Consider the following 19,138-nt stretch of genomic DNA (forward strand, 5'->3'; position numbering starts at 1 on the left):
GCCTGCTTTGGCCGGCGGCATGAAAAGCCGGTGGTCGAGCATCATTCGGGTTTGAGCAGAAATTCTGTTGCGCTGTGCGCCCCAGAATCTTTAAGAGGTATGAATGACACCCTGGCTGACAGTAGTAGGCATCGGCGAAGACGGCTTCCCTGGCTTGGGCAAACAAGCCCGGCGCGCCCTGCTGGGTGCCACGAAGATTGTCGGCAGCCCCCGCCAGCTGGCCCTGCTGCCGCACTGCACGCGCGCTGAACAACTGCCCTGGCCCAGCCCATTCTCGCTGAACCCGGTACTGGCCCTGCGTGGCGAGCCGGTGTGCGTGCTGGCCAGCGGCGACCCCATGTTCTACGGCGTCGGGGCCAGCCTGGCGCGCCTGGTGCCCGCGGCCGAAATGCGCGTGCTGTCGATGCCCTCCTCCTGCGCCCTGGCAGCGGCCCGCCTGGGCTGGCCACTGCAGGACCTGCACGTGGTGTCACTGGTGGCGCGGCCGCTGGCTGCCCTCAACGCCCACCTGTACAGCGGCCTGCGCCTGCTGGTGCTGAGCAACGATGGCGACAGCCCGGCGGCCATCGCTGCACTGCTCTGCGAACGTGGCTTCGGGCCCAGCCGCCTGCAGGTGTTCGAGCACCTCGGTGGCGAAGCCGAACGCACGCTGGTCGGCACTGCCCAGGACTGGCCGCACACCGATATCGCTGCGCTCAACCTGGTGGCCATCGATTGCCAGGCCACGCCCCACGCCCCCCGTCACCATCGCCTGGCCGGGCTGCCCGACAGCGCCTTTCGCCACGACGGCCAGCTGACCAAGCGCGATGTCCGCGCCATGACCCTGGCGCGCCTGGCACCGCAGCCAGGCGAACTGCTGTGGGACGTGGGTGCTGGCTGCGGCTCGATCGGTATCGAATGGATGCGCGCCCACCCGGCCTGCCGCGCCCTGGCCATCGAGGCCGACGAAGGCCGCCAGGGCTTCATCGAACATAACCGCGATGCGCTGGGTGTTCCCGGCCTGCAGCTGGTTCGCGGCAAGGCGCCGGCAGCGTTGCATGGGCTGGAGCCGCCCGATGCCATTTTCATCGGCGGCGGCGTCACCCGCGAAGGGGTGCTCGACCTGTGCTGGGCCAGCCTGCGCCCTGGCGGGCGCCTGGTGGCCAATGCGGTGACCCTGCAAAGCGAACTGGCCTTGGCGCATTTTCGCCAACAGCACGGCGGCGAACTGACCCGCGTGCATGTCGCCCATGCCCAGCCACTGGGCGCGTTCGACACCTGGCGCCAGGCGCTGCCGATCACCCTGCTGGAAGTGCAGAAACCCGTCGATGCGTGAAGAAACCCGCGAACAGCCCGCCCCACTGCGCAGCGGCCTGACCACCGGCAGTTGCGCCACCGCCACCAGCCTGGCGGCAGCGAAGCTGTTGCTCACCGGGCAGCGTGACGACGCCGTGGCTATCACCCTGCCCAAAGGCAAGATGGTGCAGATGCGCCTGGAATTCTGTCGCCTGGTGGGCGAATACGCCGAAGCCGGGACCGTCAAGGATGCCGGCGATGATCCCGACGTGACTCATGGTGCGCTGCTGTACACCCGGGTGCGCCTGCTGGGCGAACCGGGGGTGCGTTTTGTCGCTGGCAGCGGCGTCGGCACCGTGACCCGCCCGGGGCTGGTGCTGGCTGTCGGTGAACCTGCCATCAACCCGGTGCCCCGGCGCATGATCAGCGAGCACCTGCAGCGCCTGGCCGATGAGTGTGGCCACCCTGGCGGCTTCGAGGTTACGGTCAACGTGCAGGGTGGTGAACAGTTGGCGCTGAAGACCATGAATCCGCGCCTGGGCATCCTCGGCGGCCTGTCGATCCTCGGCACCAGCGGTATCGTGCGGCCATTCTCCTGCGCCGCCTATATAGCGTCGATCCACCAGGGCATCGACGTGGCTCACACCAACGGCTACACCCACATCGCCGCCTGCACCGGCAACGCCAGTGAAGACACCATGCGCCGTGTCTACGGCCTGCCGGAAATCGCCCTGATCGAAATGGGCGACTTCGTCGGCGCGGTACTCAAGCACCTGCGCAAGGTGCCGGTGCCGCGCCTGACCTTGTGCGGCGGCTTTGGCAAGATCAGCAAGCTGGCTGCCGGGCACATGGACCTGCACAGCCGCCATTCCAGCATCGACCTGCCGCAGCTGGCCGGCTGGGCAGCCGCGATCGGTGCTGACACAGCCCTGCAAGCCGCGATCATCGGCGCCAATACCAGCCAGCAGGCTCTCGCACTGGCGCATGCGGCCGGTATCGCGCTGGGTGATGCGGTGTGCGCCCATGCCCTGGCCTTTGCCCGCAGCGTGGTGCCGGCGGCAGTGCAGGTGGAAGTGTTCGCCATCGACCGCCAGGGCGGCATTGTCGGCAAGGCTGGCGTGGCATGACCGCTCGTATCCTGCTGCTGGGTGGCATCACCGAGGCCCTGGCCATCGCCCGCCGCCTCGGCCCGCAGCATGTCTACAGCCTGGCCGGTATCGGCCGTGTGCCGCAGGACCTGCAATGCCAGGTGCGGGTCGGTGGCTTCGGTGGCGCCGAAGGCCTGGCGCGCTACTTGCGCGAGTCGGGCATTACCCTGCTGATCGACGCCACCCACCCCTATGCAGCACAGATCAGCGGCAATGCCGCCCAGGCCGCACGCAGCGCCGGCATCCCCTGTTGGGCCCTGCGCCGCCCGGCCTGGCAGGCGCAAAAGGGGGATGACTGGCGCGAAGTGGCAGACTGGGCGCACTTGATCGCAGCACTGCAGCCGTTTCGCCGGCCGCTGTTCACGCTGGGGCGTGAGCCGCTACAGCACCTGGACGCAATTCCGCCACAGCAGTTCTGGACCTTGCGGGCATTGGAGGCCTGCCCCGGCAATGAGCGCTGCGAGGTGATCGGTGCGCGCGGGCCGTTTGTTCTCGAGGATGAACGGGCATTGTTCCAGCGGCGCAGCATCGACGTGTTGATCAGCAAGAACAGCGGCAGCGTGGCGACCGAACCCAAACTGGAAGTGGCGCGTGAGCTGGGGGTGCCGGTGCTGGTCCTGAAACGCCCGGCGTTGCCAGCGGTGGATCGTGCATTCGACACGCCGTTGGCGCTGCTGGCCGCGCTGGGCCTGCACTGACAGCTTTTTCAGATTTTTCCGTACGCCCTGCAAGTGGCCCAGTAGCGCCCCGCTGCCTTACACTCAGCACCTCCCCCTGGAAGGCGCAACCCATATGGAAATGCAATGGTGGATCTGGCTGCTGTTCGGCATCGGGCTGATCCTGCTGGAACTGGTCCTGCCGACATTCTTCATCCTCTGGTTCGGCATCGGTGCCGTGCTGGTCGCGCTGGTTGCCCTGGCCGCGCCCACCCTGGCCCTGGACATGCAGGTACTGCTGTGGGTAGTGCTGTCATCGGCCACCACCGCGCTGTGGTTCAAGCTGTTCCGGCGCAAGCAGCCGGATGTGCGCTGGACCGCCGACAGCGTGATCGGCGAAGTGGGCCTGCTGACCGCCGCGGTGTCGGAGTTCCACAAGGGCCGCGTGCGCTTCCAGAAGCCGATCCTCGGCAATGAAGAATGGACCTGCATCGCCGACAGCGAAATCGCCGCCGGCGAGCGGGTGCGCCTGACCGCCATCGAGGGCAATACTGCCCGCGTCATCCGGGCCTGAAACCGCACAAAAAAGGAATTTTGCATCATGACCAGCCTCATCGTCGTTGGCGCCATCGCGCTGTTCGTTCTGATCACCGTGTTCAAGGGGGTTCGCATCGTGCCCCAGGGCGAGGAATGGATCGTCGAGCGCCTGGGCCGCTACCACAGCACCCTCAAGCCCGGCCTTAACATCGTCATCCCGTACATGGACGTGGTCGCCTACCGCCTGCCCACCAAAGACATCATCCTCGATGTGCAGGAGCAGGAAATCATCACCAAGGACAACGCGGTGATCGTCGCCAATGCCCTGTGCTTCGCCAAGGTGGTGGACCCGCAGAAAGCCTCGTATGGCGTACAGAACTTCTCCTTCGCCGTCACCAGCCTGACCATGACCTCGCTGCGCGCGATCGTCGGTGCGATGGACCTGGACGAAGCGCTGTCCAGCCGCGAGCAGATCAAGGCTCGCCTGCGCGAGGCGATGTCCGAGCAGACCGAAGACTGGGGCGTGACCGTGCGCTCGGTGGAAATCCAGGACATCAAGCCCTCGGAAAACATGCAACTGGCCATGGAGCGCCAGGCTGCCGCCGAACGGGAGCGCAAGGCCGATGTGACCCGTGCCGAAGGCGCCAAGCAGGCGGCCATCCTGGAAGCCGAAGCGCGCCTGCAAGCCGCCAGGCTGGACGCCGAGGCGCAAATCAGCCTGGCCGAGGCTTCGGCCCGGGCTATTTCGTTGGTCAAGGAAGCCGTGGGCAACGAAACCGTGCCGGCCATGTACCTGCTGGGTGAGCGCTATGTCGGGGCGATGGAAAACCTGGCCGGAAGCAACAATGCCAAGGTGGTGGTGTTGCCGGCGGACCTGCAGGAAACCGTGCGTGGGCTGATGGGGCGTGGCAAGGCTTGATAGCACCACGCGCTGCGTCACTTCACCGCACCCCGCGTATTTACCTATACTCCGCCTTACAATACCCACCACGATTCCTGACCGGATCTCTCCATGCCCCCACGTCGGCACATCGCCTGGATAGCCTGCCTTGCAGTGCTGTTCAACCTGCTGGCCATGCCGCTGTCCTCTGCCGCGCCCAAGGGCCCGGCCGAGCAGCTGCTGTGGGGGGCCTTCTGTTCCAGCATGGCCAACAAGGCCAAGGTCGATGTCCAGGCACTGGCCAAGATCGACCTGGGCCCGCAAAGCGACGACAGCGCCGCCTTGATGAACTGCTGGTGCTGCTCTGGCGCCGCGCCGCTGTTGGCCCTGCCCGCATACCCGCCGCAATTGCACAACCCGCCGACACTGTTCGCCGGGCTGTTGCCGCCACCGGCTGACTACCAACCCACGCCGCGCCAGCTCTGGCCTGCGTTAAACCCCCGTGCCTCTCCGCTGGCCTGAGTTCCGTCGTTGTCTGCCTGAACCTGAAACAGAACGGAGATTCACCATGCTCAAGCACGCCCTCGTCCTGGCCGCCCTGATGCTGCCTGGCGCTTTCGCCAATGCCCACGAATACAGCGTGGGTGACCTGCACATTGCCCACCCCTGGTCGCTGCAGTTGCCACCCAATGCGCCCAACGTGGCGGCGTATTTCGTGGTGCACAACAACGGCCAGGCCGACGACCGCCTGCTCAGCGTCAACAGCCCGATCAGCGATGATGCGCAACTGCACGAACATGCCATGAGCGCCAACGGCGCCATGAAAATGCAACAGGTACCCAGCGTGGTGGTGCCCGCCGGCAAGGACCTGACCTTCGCCCCCAGTGCCTACCACGTGATGCTGATGCAGCCCAAGGATCGCAGCCTGCTGGTCGACGGCAAGCGCTTCCCGTTGACCTTGCACTTCGAGAAGGCCGGCGATGTCACCGTCGAAGTGGCCGTGCAGAAGCAAGCGCCAGCGAACCAGCCGCAAGCGCACGAACACGCACACTGACCGCAGCTGACAGGCGCTGGCCATGAGCCTGCCCTCCCCCCGCATGCGCCGTACCACCCGCCCTGACCGCAGGCGCGCCGGTGGCGGATGGCTGAGCCTGTTCGCCATGTGGATGATCTTCATCGGCCCGCTGATTTCCCAGGCGATGCCGATGAACCACCACGCCGGCATGGCCATGCCGATGGACATGCCCATGCCGGCTGCCCATCAGCACGCTGGCGACAGCCATCACGGCCACGGCAGCGACGGCCAGCTGCATGTGATGTGGGAAAAGTGCGGCTACTGCAGCCTGTTGTTCAACTGCCCGGCCCTGCCGCAGGCCCTCAGCCCACTCAGCGCCGGCAGCGTCGTCCCCACCAGCCACCTGATTGCACCCACGCACCAGGGCCATGCCCGGCAGGCTGTATTCCCCGGTGCGCGCAGCCGTGCACCGCCTTCCTCGATCAGCACCTGAACCGACATTTTGTGCACGAAGCCAGCGGGCTTCGTGCTACCTCATGACTGATCGACTGGAATCATTATGTCTGGCTGCACCCCTGTTTTTGCCTTGTCCCTGCGTGGGACCATCGCCGCACTGTGCGGCTCGCTGCTTGCGCCGGTAGCCCTGGCCGCCGAGCTGAGCCCGACGGTCGTCACCGCCGTGGCACCGAGTTCGCCGTTGACCGTGGTCACCAACCCGAAAGACCCACGCCAGCCGGTGCCGGCCAGCGATGGCGCCGACTACCTGAAAACCATTCCCGGTTTCTCGGCGATCCGCGCCGGCGGTACCAACGGCGACCCGGTCCTGCGCGGCATGTTCGGCTCGCGCCTGAACATCCTCACCAATGGCGGGCTGATGCTCGGCGCCTGCCCCAACCGCATGGACGCGCCGACCTCCTACATTTCCCCCGAAACCTATGACCGGCTGACCGTTATCAAGGGCCCGCAGAGCGTGATCTGGGGGCCAGGCGGTTCGGCGGGCACGATACTGTTCGAACGCGAACCCGAGCAGTTCGGCAGCCTCGGCAGCCGGGTCAATGCCAGCCTGCTGGCCGGCTCCAACGGCCGTTTCGACAAAGTGCTGGATGCCGCTGCCGGGAACAGCCAGGCCTATGCACGGTTCGTCGGCAACCAGTCGCGCTCGGACGACTATCACGACGGTAACAACGACACCGTGTCGTCACGCTGGGACAAGTGGAACGGCGATGTCGCCCTGGGCTGGACGCCCGACCAGGACACCCTGCTGGAGCTGACTGCCGGCAAGGGCGATGGCGAAGCCCGCTACGCCGGGCGTGGCATGGACGGCTCGCAGTTCAAGCGCGAAAGCCTGGGCCTGCGCTTTGAAAAGTCCAACCTCGGCGAGGTGCTGGACACGCTTGAAGCGCAGGTCTACTACAACTACGCCGACCACGTGATGGACAACTACAGCCTGCGCACGCCCTCGGGCAGCGGCATGATGGGCATGCCCATGGTCAGCAACGTAGACCGCCGAACCCTGGGCGCACGCATCAAGGCCACCTGGCGCTGGGCCGACGTGCAACTGATCAGCGGCCTCGACGCGCAAACCAACGAGCACCGCCAGCGTGGCGGGATGGGCGTGGACGCGCACAAGGGCCAGGCCTGGACCAAGGACGCCGACTTCCACAACTACGGTGCCTTCAGCGAACTGACCTGGTACGCCACGGGTGAGGACCGCCTGGTCAGCGGTGCCCGCCTGGACCGCGCCTCGGCCCGCGACTTCCGCCAAGGCAGCGCCACCCAGGGCGACACCCGCGCGGCCACCCTGCCCAGCGGCTTCGTGCGCTACGAACATGACCTGGCAGGCCTGCCAGCCACCACCTACATTGGCCTGGGCCATGCCCAGCGCTTCCCCGACTACTGGGAGCTGTTTTCGCCCAAGCTGGCACCACCCGGTGCGGCCAACGCTTTCGACGGCATCAAGCCCGAGAAGACCACCCAGCTGGACTTCGGCATCCAGTACCGTAGCGAACGCCTGGAAGCCTGGGCCTCGGGTTATGTTGGGCAGATCCGTGACTACATCCTGTTCGACTACCGCCCCGGCATGATGGGCATGAGCACCTCGCAGGCCCAGAATGTCGATGCGCGTATCATGGGTGGCGAACTGGGCGCGGCCTACCAGCTGACCGAGCACTGGAAGGCCGATGCCAGCCTGGCGTACGCGTGGGGCAAGAACAGCAGTGACGGCAAGGCGCTGCCACAGATGCCCCCGCTGGAAAGCCGCCTGGGCCTGACCTACAGCCGTGATGTGTGGAGCGTCGGTGCGCTGTGGCGGCTGGTGGCGGCGCAGAACCGCATCGCCGAGAACCAGGGCAACGTGGTCGGCAAGGACTACGAAAAAAGCGCCGGCTTCGGCGTGTTCTCGCTCAACGGCGCCTACAAGGTCAACACCAACCTCAAGCTCAGCGCCGGGGTCGACAACCTGTTCGGCAAGGCATACGCCGAGCACCTGAACCTGGCCGGCAACGCCGGGTTCGGCTACCCGGCAAGCGACCCACAGCCGGTCAACGAGCCAGGCAGGACCTTCTGGACCAAGGTCGATTTCAGCTTCTGACACTAACCACGGGCGCAGCTTCGGTTGCGCCCATCTGCGGGTCAAAAGGAGGTTCCCATGAGAGGAACACGCATCAGTTTCTATAACCTGGCCTGGCGTTGGCACTTTTATGCGGGGCTGTTCGTGGCCCCCTTCATGATCCTGCTGGCCATCACCGGGATCATCTACCTGTTCAAGCCGCAACTCGACCCAGTGCTGTACCGCGATCTGATGGTGGTCGAAGCCGGCCATCATCGCCAGGCCGCCGATACGCTGCTGGCCGAGGTGCACCAGGCCTACCCCAAGGGCCACGTGGGCCAATACCTGCCACCGTTGAATGCCGAGCGCAGCGCGCAGTTCGTGGTGCATGACGGCGGGCGGGAATTGAACGTCTTCGTTGACCCTTACAGCGGCAAGGTCCTCGGCGAACAGGACGGCAAGCTGAACCTGCAGGCCATCGCCCGTGCCCTGCATGGCGAACTGATGGTCGGCACCGTCGGTGACCGTCTGGTGGAACTGGCTGCCGGCTGGGGCATCGTGCTGGTGGTCTCGGGCCTGTACCTGTGGTGGCCGCGCGGGCGCACCGGCGCAGGGGTAGTGTGGCCCCGGCTGTCGGCACGTGGCCGCCTGCTGTGGCGCGACCTGCATGCGGTAACCGGGTTCTGGGGTTCGGCCTTGCTGCTGTTGATGCTGCTCAGCGGCATGACCTGGACCGGCCTGTGGGGCAAGCAGTACGCCGAGCTGTGGAACCGCTTCCCGGCGGCCATGTGGACCAACGTGCCCAAGTCGGACCAGCAGGCAGGCGAACTGAACGACGCGCACCGCCAGACCGTGCCGTGGGCCATGGAAAATACGCCCATGCCGCAGTCTGGCGCGCATGCCGAACACGCCGGGCACCACATGATGTCGGCCAAACCGGCAGCGCCGCAGGTAAGCCTGCAGCAGGTCGAAGACATCGCCACCGCGCGGCAGGTCGAGCCGGGCTACAGCATTACCCTGCCCACCACCGCCGATGGGGTGTTCACCGTCGCCGTGTTCGCCGATGACCCGCGCAATGACGCCACCCTGCATGTCGACCAGTACACCGGCAAGGTGTTGGCCGACGTGCGCTGGCAGGACTACAGCCCGGTCGCCCGCGCCACCGAACTGGGGGTGATGCTGCATGAAGGCAGGATGTTTGGCGTGGTCAACCAGGTCATCATCCTGCTGGTGTGCCTGATGATCCTGCTGGGCTCGGTGAGCGGGCTGGTGATGTGGTGGAAACGCCGGCCCGAGGGCGGCCTGGGCGTACCGCCGCTGCGCCATGACCTGCCGCGCTGGAAGGCAGCGGTGGCGGTGATGCTGGTGCTGGGGGTGATGTTCCCGCTGGTGGGGGTGTCGATGGTAGTGATGTGGGCGGTGGACAGCCTGGTGGTGAGGCGCCGCCGGGTGTTGGCCAGCGCCTAATTGTGCATGAGCGGTGAATGACAAGCTGAATGCCGTAGGTGCCTAGAGCACGAGTAGGAGCAGAAGCTGCCATTCACCGCTCCACTTGTGGGAGCGGGCGTGCCCGCGAACACGGGCGCAGCCGGTGCCAGACACCGCGTCGCCTGCTTCGCGGGCTTGCCCGCTCCCACAATGAATCGCGCAGGCTTGTCAAATTTTGGGAAAGACCGTTGCTCCTACAACGAACTGCGTTGGCTTTGTAGAGAGGGCGGCACAGGCATCACACTGCTACCCAAATGCAGAGTCGATCTGTCACGCCCCGAATTGGGACGCCCGTGTTAGCCTAGCCGGCTACCTCTGACAAGAAGACTGACCTTTACAAGGGAATGCTGCCTATGACGCAAACCTCACCCACAGCGCCAGATGAACCGCATCTGCAGCGCAACCTGACCAACCGCCATATCCAGCTCATCGCCATCGGCGGCGCGATCGGCACCGGCCTGTTCATGGGCTCGGGCAAGACCATCAGCCTGGCCGGCCCATCGATCATCTTCGTCTACATGATCATCGGCTTCATGCTGTTCTTCGTCATGCGCGCCATGGGCGAGCTGCTGCTGTCGAACCTCAACTACAAGTCTTTCATCGATTTTTCCGCCGACCTGCTCGGGCCCTGGGCTGGCTACTTCACCGGGTGGACCTACTGGTTCTGCTGGGTGGTCACCGGCATCGCCGATGTGGTCGCCATCGCCGCCTATACACAGTTCTGGTTCCCCGACCTGCCGCAGTGGATACCCGCGCTGACTTGCGTGGCGCTGTTGCTGTCGCTGAACCTGGTAACGGTGAAAATGTTCGGTGAGCTGGAGTTCTGGTTCGCCCTGGTCAAGATCGTCGCCATCCTCGGCCTGGTCGCCACCGGCCTGTACATGGTCATCACCGGCTTCACCTCGCCCAGCGGGCGCACGGCGCAGCTGGCCAACCTGTGGAATGACGGCGGCATGTTCCCCAACGGGGTGATGGGCTTCTTCGCCGGCTTCCAGATCGCCGTGTTCGCCTTCGTCGGCATCGAGCTGGTCGGCACCACCGCTGCCGAAGCGAAAAACCCCGAGCGCACCCTGCCGCGGGCGATCAACTCGATCCCGGTACGCATCATCGTGTTCTATGTGCTGGCACTGATCGCGATCATGGCGGTGACCCCGTGGCGCGACGTGGTACCGGGCAAGAGCCCGTTCGTCGAGCTGTTCGTGCTGGCCGGCCTGCCGGCCGCGGCGAGCATCATCAATTTCGTGGTGCTGACGTCGGCCGCCTCGTCGGCCAACAGCGGCGTGTTCTCCACCAGCCGCATGCTGTACGGCCTGTCGCAGGAAGGTGATGCGCCCAGGGCGTTCGAGAAACTGTCCAGCCGCTCGGTACCTGCCAACGGCCTGTACTTTTCCTGCACCTGCCTGCTGCTGGGGGCGGTGCTGATTTACCTGGTGCCGAACGTGGTCGAGGCATTCACCCTGGTGACCACGGTATCGGCGGTGCTGTTCATGTTCGTCTGGACGCTGATCCTGCTGTCGTACCTGAAGTACCGCAAGCAACGGGCGGCGCTGCACCAGGCGTCGAAGTACAAGATGCCGGGCGGGCGCTTCATGTGCTACGTGTGCCTGGTGTTCTTTGCCTTCATCCTGGTGTTGCTGAGCCTGGAGGCCGACACCCGCTCGGCGCTGGTGGTAACGCCGATCTGGTTCCTGTTGCTGGCATCCACTTACCAGGGCGTGCGCAGCCGCCGTCAGCCGCGTTCCACAGTGCGCAACGGTTAATGAGCTTGGGGGCTGCGTTGCAGCCCCAATCCTGTGCACGCAACCCCCACAAGCACCATGCTGGCCCGCGCCAACGCCCCAACACCTCGCACCACTGCTCTATCCCGCCCGTTTCGCCGTTAGGCACACCCCTTGCAAAGCTCCTCCCGCTTGCCCAACACATAAAAACCAGCGGAGAGAGCACATGAAGCGTCGCAGTCTGATCAAGGCCTTTACCCTCAGCGCATCGATTGCGGCAATGGGCCTGAGCTGGAGTATCCAGGCCGCCGAGACCATCAAGGTCGGCATCCTGCATTCGCTGTCGGGGACCATGGCCATTTCCGAGACGTCGCTCAAGGACATGGCGCTGATGACCATCGAGCAAATCAACGCCAAAGGCGGGGTCAACGGCAAGATGCTCGAACCGGTGGTGGTCGACCCGGCCTCCAACTGGCCGCTGTTCGCCGAGAAGAGCCGCCAGCTGCTGACCCAGGACAAGGTCGCGGTGGTGTTCGGCTGCTGGACCTCGGTGTCGCGCAAGTCGGTGCTGCCCGTGTTCGAGGAACTCAACGGCCTGCTGTTCTACCCCGTGCAGTACGAGGGTGAAGAGATGTCGCCAAACGTGTTCTACACCGGCGCCGCCCCCAACCAGCAAGCCATCCCTGCGGTGCAATACCTGATGAGCGAAGACGGCGGCAGCGCCAAGCGCTTCTTCCTGCTGGGCACCGACTACGTCTACCCTCGCACCACCAACAAGATCCTGCGGGCCTTCCTGCACAGCAAGGGCGTGGCCGACAAGGACATCGAAGAGGTGTACACGCCGTTCGGCCACGCCGACTACCAGACCATCGTCGCCAACATCAAGAAGTTCTCCGCAGGCGGCAAGACGGCGGTCATCTCCACGGTCAACGGCGACTCCAACGTGCCGTTCTACAAAGAACTGGCCAACCAGGGCCTGAAAGCCACCGACGTGCCGGTGGTGGCGTTCTCGGTGGGCGAAGAAGAGCTGCGCGGTATCGATACCAAGCCGCTGGTGGGCCACCTGGCGGCGTGGAACTACTTCGAGTCGGTGGATAACCCGGTCAACCAGAAGTTCGTCGCCGACTGGAAAGCCTACGCCAAGGCCAAAGGCCTGCCCGGTGCCGACAAGGCGGTAACCAACGACCCGATGGAGGCCACCTACGTGGGCATCCACATGTGGGCCCAGGCGGTCGAGAAAGCCAAGTCCACCGACGTGGACAAGGTCCGCGAGGCCCTGGCCGGCCAGACCTTCAAGGCACCGTCAGGCTTCACCCTGACCATGGACAAGACCAACCACCACCTGCACAAGCCGGTGATGATCGGCGAGATCCAGGATGACGGGCAGTTCAGCGTGGTCTGGGAAACCGAGCAGCCGCTGCGGGCGCAGCCATGGAGCCCGTTCATTCCAGGCAATGACAAGCGGCCAGATTACGCCGTGAAAGGTAACTGAGTGCAGGGGGGCTGCTTTGCAGCCCATTCGCGGGCTTGCCCGCTCCCACAGGATCCCCACTGCCCTCTGGACCGGTGAAATCCCTGTAGGAGCGGGTTTACGCGCGAAGAATCCAACACCGATTTCCAGGATTGCCCGCATGCTCAGACTCCTGCTCACACTTCTGCTGCTAATGCCCTTGGCAACCCACGCCAGCGAGGGCGAATTCTTCCTCACCGCCAAGCCCGCGGAGCAGGCCCAACTGCTCGGAAACTGGGCAGCGCAACCCGATGCTGCACGCCTGCCGCTGTTGGAAAACCTGCGCCAGGGCCGCATCGCACCCGACGACACCCGCAAGCTGCGCCTGAACAACCGCCTGCGCGGCTTGATCGACAATGCCCTGGCCAGCCACCAGTTGCTCAGCGACGACAGCGACACCCGCCTGGCTGCCGCCCAGCAACTGCAAAAAAGCGCACAACCGGCGCAAATGGCGTTCCTCGACCGGCGCTTCGCCAGCGAGCCGGACGCTGCCGTACACGCAGCCCTGGGCCTGGCCCTGGCCAATTTGCAACTGGGCGCCAGCGACCCCGCCGTACGCCTGGCCGCCGTACGCCTGCTGGGGGAAACCGGCGACCCGCTGGCCCGCACCCGCCTTGAAGCGCTGCTGCAACCCAACGCGGAAAGCGACCCGGGCGTGCGCACCGCTGCCGAAACCAGCCTGGCCCAGGTGCAGCGCAAGCTGCTGTTCGGCGAGCTGCTCGGCCAGGCGTTCAGTGGCCTGTCGCTGGGGTCGATCCTGCTGCTGGCGGCGCTCGGCCTGGCGATCACCTTCGGCCTGCTGGGCGTGATCAACATGGCCCATGGCGAGATGCTGATGCTCGGCGCCTACAGCACCTATATGGTCCAGGTGCTGGTGCAGCGTTATGCCCCGGGTGCCATCGAGTTCTATCCGCTGATCGCCCTGCCGGTGGCCTTCGCTATCAGCGCCGGGGTCGGCATGGCGCTGGAGCGCACGGTCATCCGCCACCTGTACGGCCGCCCACTGGAAACCCTGCTGGCCACCTGGGGGATCAGCCTGATCCTGATCCAGGCCATCCGCCTGCTGTTCGGCGCGCAGAACGTCGAAGTCAGCAACCCGGCATGGTTGTCGGGCGGCATCCAGCTGCTGCCCAACCTGGTGCTGCCCTACAACCGCCTGGTGATCATCGGCTTCGCCCTGGCGGTGGTGCTGCTGACCTGGCTGCTGCTCAACCGCACGCGGCTGGGCCTGAACGTGCGGGCGGTGACCCAGAACCGCAACATGGCGGCATGCTGCGGTGTGTCTACCGGGCGCGTCGACATGCTGGCCTTCGGCCTTGGCTCGGGCATTGCCGGGCTGGGCGGCGTAGCCCTGAGCCAGGTGGGCAACGTCGGCCCGGACCTGGGCCAGAGCTACATCATCGACTCGTTCCTGGTGGTGGTGCTCGGCGGGGTCGGGCAACTGGCCGGTAGCCTGTGGGCGGCGTTCGGCCTTGGCATTGCCAACAAGCTGCTGGAACCCCAGATCGGCGCCGTACTCGGCAAGATCCTCATCCTTGCGTTGATCATTCTGTTCATCCAGAAGCGCCCGCAAGGCCTGTTCGCCCTCAAGGGACGGGTAATCGACTGATGAACCAGCCACTGCTAGTCACCGCTACGCAAAAGGCCGGGCCGCGCCTGTCGCTGGCCATCGGCGCCGTCGTCACCCTGCTGCTGGTCGCCCTGCCGCTGTTGTCGCTGCTCCCGGCGGACCACGCCTTGCAAGTGTCGGCCTATACCCTGACCTTGGTCGGCAAGATTCTCTGCTACGCCATCGTCGCCCTGGCCCTGGACCTGGTCTGGGGCTACGCCGGCCTGCTGTCACTGGGCCACGGCCTGTTCTTCGCCCTGGGCGGGTATGCCATGGGCATGTACCTGATGCGCCAGGCGGCCGGGGACGGCCTGCCCGGGTTCATGGCTTTTCTGTCGTGGACCGAGCTGCCATGGTACTGGGCCGGAACCCAGCATTTTGTCTGGGCCCTGTGCCTGGTGGTGCTGGCCCCCGGGCTGCTGGCGCTGGTGTTCGGTTGGTTCGCCTTCCGCTCGCGGATCAAGGGTGTGTACTTCTCGATCATGACCCAGGCCCTGACCTTCGCCGGCATGCTGTTGTTCTTCCGCAACGAAACCGGCTTCGGCGGCAACAACGGCTTCACCAACTTCCGCACCATTCTGGGCTTCGACATCACCGCGCAAGGTACCCGCGCCGTGTTGTTCCTGCTGACGGTCGGCCTGCTGCTGGCCAGCCTGTACCTGTGCTGGCGGCTGACCCGCAGCAAGTTTGGCCGCCTGTTGACCGCAGTGCGCGACGCCGAGAACCGGCTGATGTTCTGCGGCTACGACCCGCGCGGTTTCAAGCTGCTGGTATGGGTGCTCAGCGCCGTGCTGTGCGGCCTGGCCGGGGCGCTGTACGTGCCCCAGGTGGGCATCATCAACCCCAGCGAGATGTCACCGACCAACTCCATCGAAGCCGCCGTGTGGGTAGCCCTTGGTGGCCGTGGCACGCTGATCGGGCCGTTGCTCGGCGCCGGCTTGGTCAACGGCATGAAAAGCTGGTTCACCGTGGCCTTCCCGGAGTTCTGGCTGTTTTTCCTCGGTGCGCTGTTCATTCTCGTCACCCTGTACCTGCCCAAGGGCGTGGTCGGCCTGTTGAAAAAAAGGAGCCAGCCATGAGAGGCGTGCCCCCGGTGCATCCCGAATTCATGCTTGAACCGGTATTCGACCCGCTCGGCGCCGGCCGCGACGCCATTGGCCTGGGCCACACCCGCAAGGCGGGCCTGGATACCCGCCACGGCACGGTGCTGAGCCTGGAAGACATCAGTGTCAGCTTTGACGGTTTCAAGGCGCTGAACGCGCTCAACCTGTACATCGGGGTGGGTGAGTTGCGCTGCATCATCGGCCCCAATGGCGCCGGCAAGACTACCCTGATGGACGTGATCACCGGCAAGACCCGCCCAGACAGCGGCACGGCCTACTTTGGCGACACCCTCGACCTGACCCGCCTGGGCGAGTACCAGATCGCCCAAGCCGGCATTGGCCGCAAGTTCCAGAAACCCACGGTGTTCGAGGCGCTGACGGTGTACGAGAACCTGGAGCTGGCGCTGAAGACCGACAAATCGGTATGGGCCAGCCTGGCTGCGCGCCTGAGCGGCGAGCAGCGCCAGCGCATCGAAGAGGTACTGACCACCTTGCGCCTGCTGCCGCTGGCCCAGCGCCAGGCGGGCCTGCTGTCGCACGGGCAGAAGCAGTTCCTCGAAATCGGCATGCTGCTGGTACAAGAGCCGCAGTTGCTGTTGCTGGATGAACCCGTGGCGGGCATGACCGATGCCGAGACCGAGTTCACCGCCGAGCTGTTCAAGGGCTTGGCCGGCAAGCATTCGCTGATGGTGGTCGAGCACGACATGGGGTTCGTCGGCAGCATCGCCGACCACGTGACCGTGCTGCACCAGGGCAGTGTGCTGGCAGAAGGGTCGCTGGAGCAGGTGCAGGCGGATGAGCGGGTGGTCGAGGTGTACCTGGGCCGCTAGATATTCACACCTGTTCCGGCCTCTTCGCGGGTGAACCCGCGCCCACAGGGACCGCGCGGATTTCAGAACTTGTGCCCTGCCTGTAGGAGCGGGTTCACCCGCGAAGAGGCCGCCCAAGGCACAGCAACACTTTCAGGAACACCCCAATGCTCAAGATCGACACCTTGCACCAGTACTACGGCGGCAGCCACATTCTGCGCGGCCTCTCCTTCGAAGCCAAAGTCGGCGAAGTGACCTGCCTGCTGGGCCGCAACGGGGTCGGCAAGACTACCCTGCTGCGCTGCCTGATGGGCCTGGTGCCCGCCCGGGATGGCAGCATCGAATGGGAAGGCAAACCGATTACCGCGCTCAAACCCCAGCAACGCGTGCACGCAGGCATCGCCTACGTGCCCCAGGGCCGTGAGATTTTCCCGCGCCTGACCGTCGAGGAGAACCTGCTGATGGGCCTGTCGCGTTTCCCCGCGCGGGAGGCCCGCGAAGTGCCAGCCTTCATCTACGAGCTGTTCCCGGTGCTTGAGCAAATGAAGCAGCGCCGGGGCGGCGACCTGTCTGGCGGGCAGCAGCAACAGCTGGCCATTGGCCGCGCCCTGGCCAGCCGGCCGCGCCTGCTGATCCTCGACGAACCGACCGAAGGCATCCAGCCGTCGGTCATCAAGGAAATCGGCGCCGTCATCCGTCGCCTGGCCGCACGGGGGGACATGGCGATCCTGCTGGTGGAGCAGTTCTACGATTTTGCCGAAGAGCTGGCCGACCAGTACCTGGTCATGGCCCGTGGCGAGATCGTGCAGCGCGGGCGCGGCGAAAACATGCAAGCCGAGGGTGTGCGCGGCCTGGTAACCATTTAACCTGCAAGCACCGTACTTGCGAGACCCTGTCATGAGTTACCAGCTGCGCGATGCCCTGCCCGCCGACGTGCCGGGCATCCTCGATATCTACAACGACGCCGTGCGCACTACCACGGCGATCTGGAACGAAACCCCGGTAGACCTGGCCAACCGCCAGGCCTGGTTCGAAGCACGTGCGCAGCAGGGCTATCCGATCCTGGTGGCTGTGGATGACACGGGCGTGCTGGGCTATGCCTCATTTGGCGACTGGCGGCCGTTCGAGGGTTTCCGCCTGACCGTGGAGCACTCGGTGTACATCCGCGGCGACCAGCGGGGCAAGGGGCTGGGGGCGGTGTTGATGGCGGCGCTGATCGAGCGTGCACAAGGCTGCGGCAAGCATGTGATGGTCGCGGCCATCGAAAGTGGCAATGCGGCGTCGGTCCGCCTGCATGAGCGGCTGGGTTTCGTGGTGACCGGGCAGATGCCCCAGGTTGGCGTGAAGTTCGGCCGCTGGCTGGATTTGACCTTCATGCAGCGGGTACTGAACCCGGGAGCTGAACCAGGCTGAAATGCGGCCGCTTGTGGAGGGCCCTTTCGCGACACAAGGCCACTCCCACAAAGGCCGGCGCGCAAGCCTACATCTGGGTAAACCTGCCCAGCCGCTGCTTCAACATGCTGTTCTCGCTGCGCAGCTGCTGCACTTCCTGCAACAGCTCCAGCGCCAGCGCCACCCCTTCCCACTCCAGCTCCAGTTCCCGGTGCAGCTTGGCCGCGCGCTTGGCCAACAACGGCGCCTGATCGTCAAACAGCCAGTCCTCTGGCGTTCGGCCAGAAGGCTCGACAATGCCGTGTTCGACGATTTCGATCACGCAGTCCGCCGTGACATCGGCTTCCTGACACAGGGTACGCATGTCCAGTTGAACGATCAGGGTGCTGCTCATGATCACTTACTCCATTGTGTCCTCGGGTTGAACGCCGCTTTCTCGGCGAGCTTCGCCCACAGTTCGCGGGCAGACTCGTCGGATGCCGGCGGCATCACCACCTTCAGCTGTGCATACAGGTTACCGCGCTCACCGTTCTTGCTCGCCAGGCCTTTGCCCGGTACACGCAGGCGCTGGCCGCTCTGGCTGTCCGGGCGGATGGTGAGGTTGATTTTGCCGTCCAGGGTGGGTACCGCAACCTTGGTGCCCAGCGCAGCCTCCCATGGCGCCAGCGGCACGGTGATGATCAGGTCATGGCCTTCAACATCGAACAGTGGGTGCGGTGCCATGCGAATGGTCAGGAACAGGTCGCCATTGGCCCCGCCGCCACTGCCCGGCGCGCCCTGGCCCTTGAGGCGGATACGCTCGCCATCGGTGACCCCGGCCGGAATCTTCACGTTCAGGGTTTTGGTGGTGAAACCGGTGCGCTGGCCCATGGCATTGGTTTGCGGCACCTGGAAGCTGATCTGCTTGGACTCCTTGCTCAGGGTTTCTTCAAGGAATACGGCCAATTCAAGTTCCACGTCCTGCCCCCGCCTGCCGGCACTGCGTTGCTGCTGCCGGCCACCACCGAAGGGGTTGCCACCACGGTTGCCGAATATCGAGCTGAAGAAGTCGGAGAAATCGCCGCCCTCGAAGCCGCCACCGCCACCACGGTTTTCCCAGCCCGGTGGCGCCTGGAATGGCCGGCCGTGCTGGCCGCCATACTTGCGGATCTCATCGAACTCGGCGCGTTTCTGCGCGTCGCCCAGCACCTCGTAGGCCTCATTGGCCTCTTTGAATTTTTCCTCGGCGTCGCGTTCCTTGCTGACATCGGGGTGGTACTTGCGTGCCAGCTTGCGGTACGCGGCCTTGATCGCCTTCTCGTCCGCCGTGGGCTCTACGCCAAGTATCTTGTAATAGTCTTTGAAGTCCATCTGTGGATCACCAATGTGAAAGTGCGTGTTGCAACTGAAGATGCTACTGAAGATAGGGGTCAAGCATAGCCTTTCAAGACCGCCTTGGCTTTGCTCCATC

At 65.1% G+C, this 19,138-nt stretch carries 19 protein-coding genes; 17 read left to right on the forward strand and 2 right to left on the reverse strand.

The window, feature by feature from the left end; translation table 11 throughout:
* Positions 1–103: 103 nt before the first annotated feature.
* The 17 genes from B3361_RS16425 to B3361_RS16505 all read left to right on the forward strand — a co-directional run bounded on the left by B3361_RS16425 (position 104) and on the right by B3361_RS16505 (position 17,709).
* The gene (locus tag B3361_RS16425) at positions 104–1,315 is read left to right on the forward strand and encodes a bifunctional cobalt-precorrin-7 (C(5))-methyltransferase/cobalt-precorrin-6B (C(15))-methyltransferase (protein ID WP_054904935.1); all 1,212 of its coding nucleotides are present in this window, start codon (positions 104–106) and stop codon (positions 1,313–1,315) included.
* A complete protein-coding gene (locus B3361_RS16430) occupies positions 1,308–2,402 on the forward strand; it encodes a cobalt-precorrin-5B (C(1))-methyltransferase (RefSeq protein ID WP_054904936.1) in 1,095 nt (364 codons plus the stop codon). Before B3361_RS16425 ends, B3361_RS16430 begins: the two co-directional genes overlap by 8 nt.
* The gene (locus tag B3361_RS16435; RefSeq protein ID WP_054904937.1) at positions 2,399–3,121 is read left to right on the forward strand and encodes a cobalt-precorrin-6A reductase; all 723 of its coding nucleotides are present in this window, start codon (positions 2,399–2,401) and stop codon (positions 3,119–3,121) included. Before B3361_RS16430 ends, B3361_RS16435 begins: the two co-directional genes overlap by 4 nt.
* 94 nt (positions 3,122–3,215) lie before the next feature.
* Positions 3,216–3,653 (forward strand): NfeD family protein, encoded by a 438-nt coding sequence (locus B3361_RS16440; protein ID WP_009683274.1) that lies wholly within the window; start codon positions 3,216–3,218, stop codon positions 3,651–3,653.
* 27 nt (positions 3,654–3,680) lie between these two features.
* Positions 3,681–4,535 carry an SPFH domain-containing protein gene (locus B3361_RS16445; protein WP_009683275.1) on the forward strand — a complete coding sequence of 285 codons (855 nt, stop codon included), beginning with the start codon at positions 3,681–3,683 and terminating at the stop codon, positions 4,533–4,535.
* Positions 4,536–4,628: 93 nt separating this feature from the next.
* Positions 4,629–5,018 carry a DUF2946 domain-containing protein gene (locus B3361_RS16450; protein WP_054904938.1) on the forward strand — a complete coding sequence of 130 codons (390 nt, stop codon included), beginning with the start codon at positions 4,629–4,631 and terminating at the stop codon, positions 5,016–5,018.
* Positions 5,019–5,064: 46 nt separating this feature from the next.
* Positions 5,065–5,550, forward strand: a complete 486-nt coding sequence (locus tag B3361_RS16455; protein WP_029885705.1) for a copper chaperone PCu(A)C — start codon at positions 5,065–5,067, stop codon at positions 5,548–5,550.
* A 22-nt stretch (positions 5,551–5,572) separates the two neighbouring features.
* Positions 5,573–6,004 (forward strand): DUF2946 domain-containing protein, encoded by a 432-nt coding sequence (locus B3361_RS16460; protein WP_054904939.1) that lies wholly within the window; start codon positions 5,573–5,575, stop codon positions 6,002–6,004.
* Positions 6,005–6,070: 66 nt separating this feature from the next.
* Positions 6,071–8,101, forward strand: coding sequence for a TonB-dependent copper receptor (locus B3361_RS16465; RefSeq protein ID WP_154211066.1), 2,031 nt, complete (start codon positions 6,071–6,073; stop codon positions 8,099–8,101).
* Positions 8,102–8,158: 57 nt separating this feature from the next.
* Positions 8,159–9,526 carry a PepSY-associated TM helix domain-containing protein gene (locus tag B3361_RS16470; RefSeq protein WP_054904941.1) on the forward strand — a complete coding sequence of 456 codons (1,368 nt, stop codon included), beginning with the start codon at positions 8,159–8,161 and terminating at the stop codon, positions 9,524–9,526.
* A gap of 374 nt (positions 9,527–9,900) precedes the next feature.
* A complete protein-coding gene (cycA, locus tag B3361_RS16475; protein ID WP_009683281.1) occupies positions 9,901–11,307 on the forward strand; it encodes a D-serine/D-alanine/glycine transporter in 1,407 nt (468 codons plus the stop codon).
* Between the two features lie 184 nt (positions 11,308–11,491).
* The gene (gene urtA, locus B3361_RS16480) at positions 11,492–12,757 is read left to right on the forward strand and encodes an urea ABC transporter substrate-binding protein (protein ID WP_029885708.1); all 1,266 of its coding nucleotides are present in this window, start codon (positions 11,492–11,494) and stop codon (positions 12,755–12,757) included.
* A gap of 139 nt (positions 12,758–12,896) precedes the next feature.
* A complete protein-coding gene (gene urtB / locus B3361_RS16485; protein ID WP_029885709.1) occupies positions 12,897–14,384 on the forward strand; it encodes an urea ABC transporter permease subunit UrtB in 1,488 nt (495 codons plus the stop codon).
* Complete coding sequence (gene urtC / locus B3361_RS16490) at positions 14,384–15,463, forward strand: urea ABC transporter permease subunit UrtC (RefSeq protein ID WP_054904942.1); 1,080 nt, start codon at positions 14,384–14,386, stop codon at positions 15,461–15,463. The genes urtB and urtC overlap by 1 nt, the downstream gene beginning before the upstream one ends.
* The gene (gene urtD / locus B3361_RS16495; protein ID WP_029885711.1) at positions 15,460–16,317 is read left to right on the forward strand and encodes an urea ABC transporter ATP-binding protein UrtD; all 858 of its coding nucleotides are present in this window, start codon (positions 15,460–15,462) and stop codon (positions 16,315–16,317) included. The genes urtC and urtD overlap by 4 nt, the downstream gene beginning before the upstream one ends.
* A gap of 146 nt (positions 16,318–16,463) precedes the next feature.
* Complete coding sequence (urtE, locus tag B3361_RS16500) at positions 16,464–17,162, forward strand: urea ABC transporter ATP-binding subunit UrtE (protein ID WP_054904943.1); 699 nt, start codon at positions 16,464–16,466, stop codon at positions 17,160–17,162.
* A 31-nt stretch (positions 17,163–17,193) separates the two neighbouring features.
* On the forward strand, positions 17,194–17,709 hold the full coding sequence (locus B3361_RS16505) for a GNAT family N-acetyltransferase (RefSeq protein WP_029885713.1): 516 nt from the start codon (positions 17,194–17,196) through the stop codon (positions 17,707–17,709).
* Between the two features lie 67 nt (positions 17,710–17,776).
* Here B3361_RS16505 and B3361_RS16510 read toward each other — a convergent pair whose 3' ends face one another.
* A complete protein-coding gene (locus B3361_RS16510; RefSeq protein ID WP_009683288.1) occupies positions 17,777–18,082 on the reverse strand; it encodes a chaperone modulator CbpM in 306 nt (101 codons plus the stop codon).
* Between the two features lie 2 nt (positions 18,083–18,084).
* The gene (cbpA, locus tag B3361_RS16515) at positions 18,085–19,038 is read right to left on the reverse strand and encodes a curved DNA-binding protein (RefSeq protein WP_054904944.1); all 954 of its coding nucleotides are present in this window, start codon (positions 19,036–19,038) and stop codon (positions 18,085–18,087) included.
* Positions 19,039–19,138 lie beyond the last annotated feature (100 nt).

The organism is Pseudomonas sp. UBA6699 (assembly GCF_002454615.1).
Taxonomy (GTDB): Bacteria; Pseudomonadota; Gammaproteobacteria; order Pseudomonadales; family Pseudomonadaceae; genus Aquipseudomonas; species Aquipseudomonas juntendi.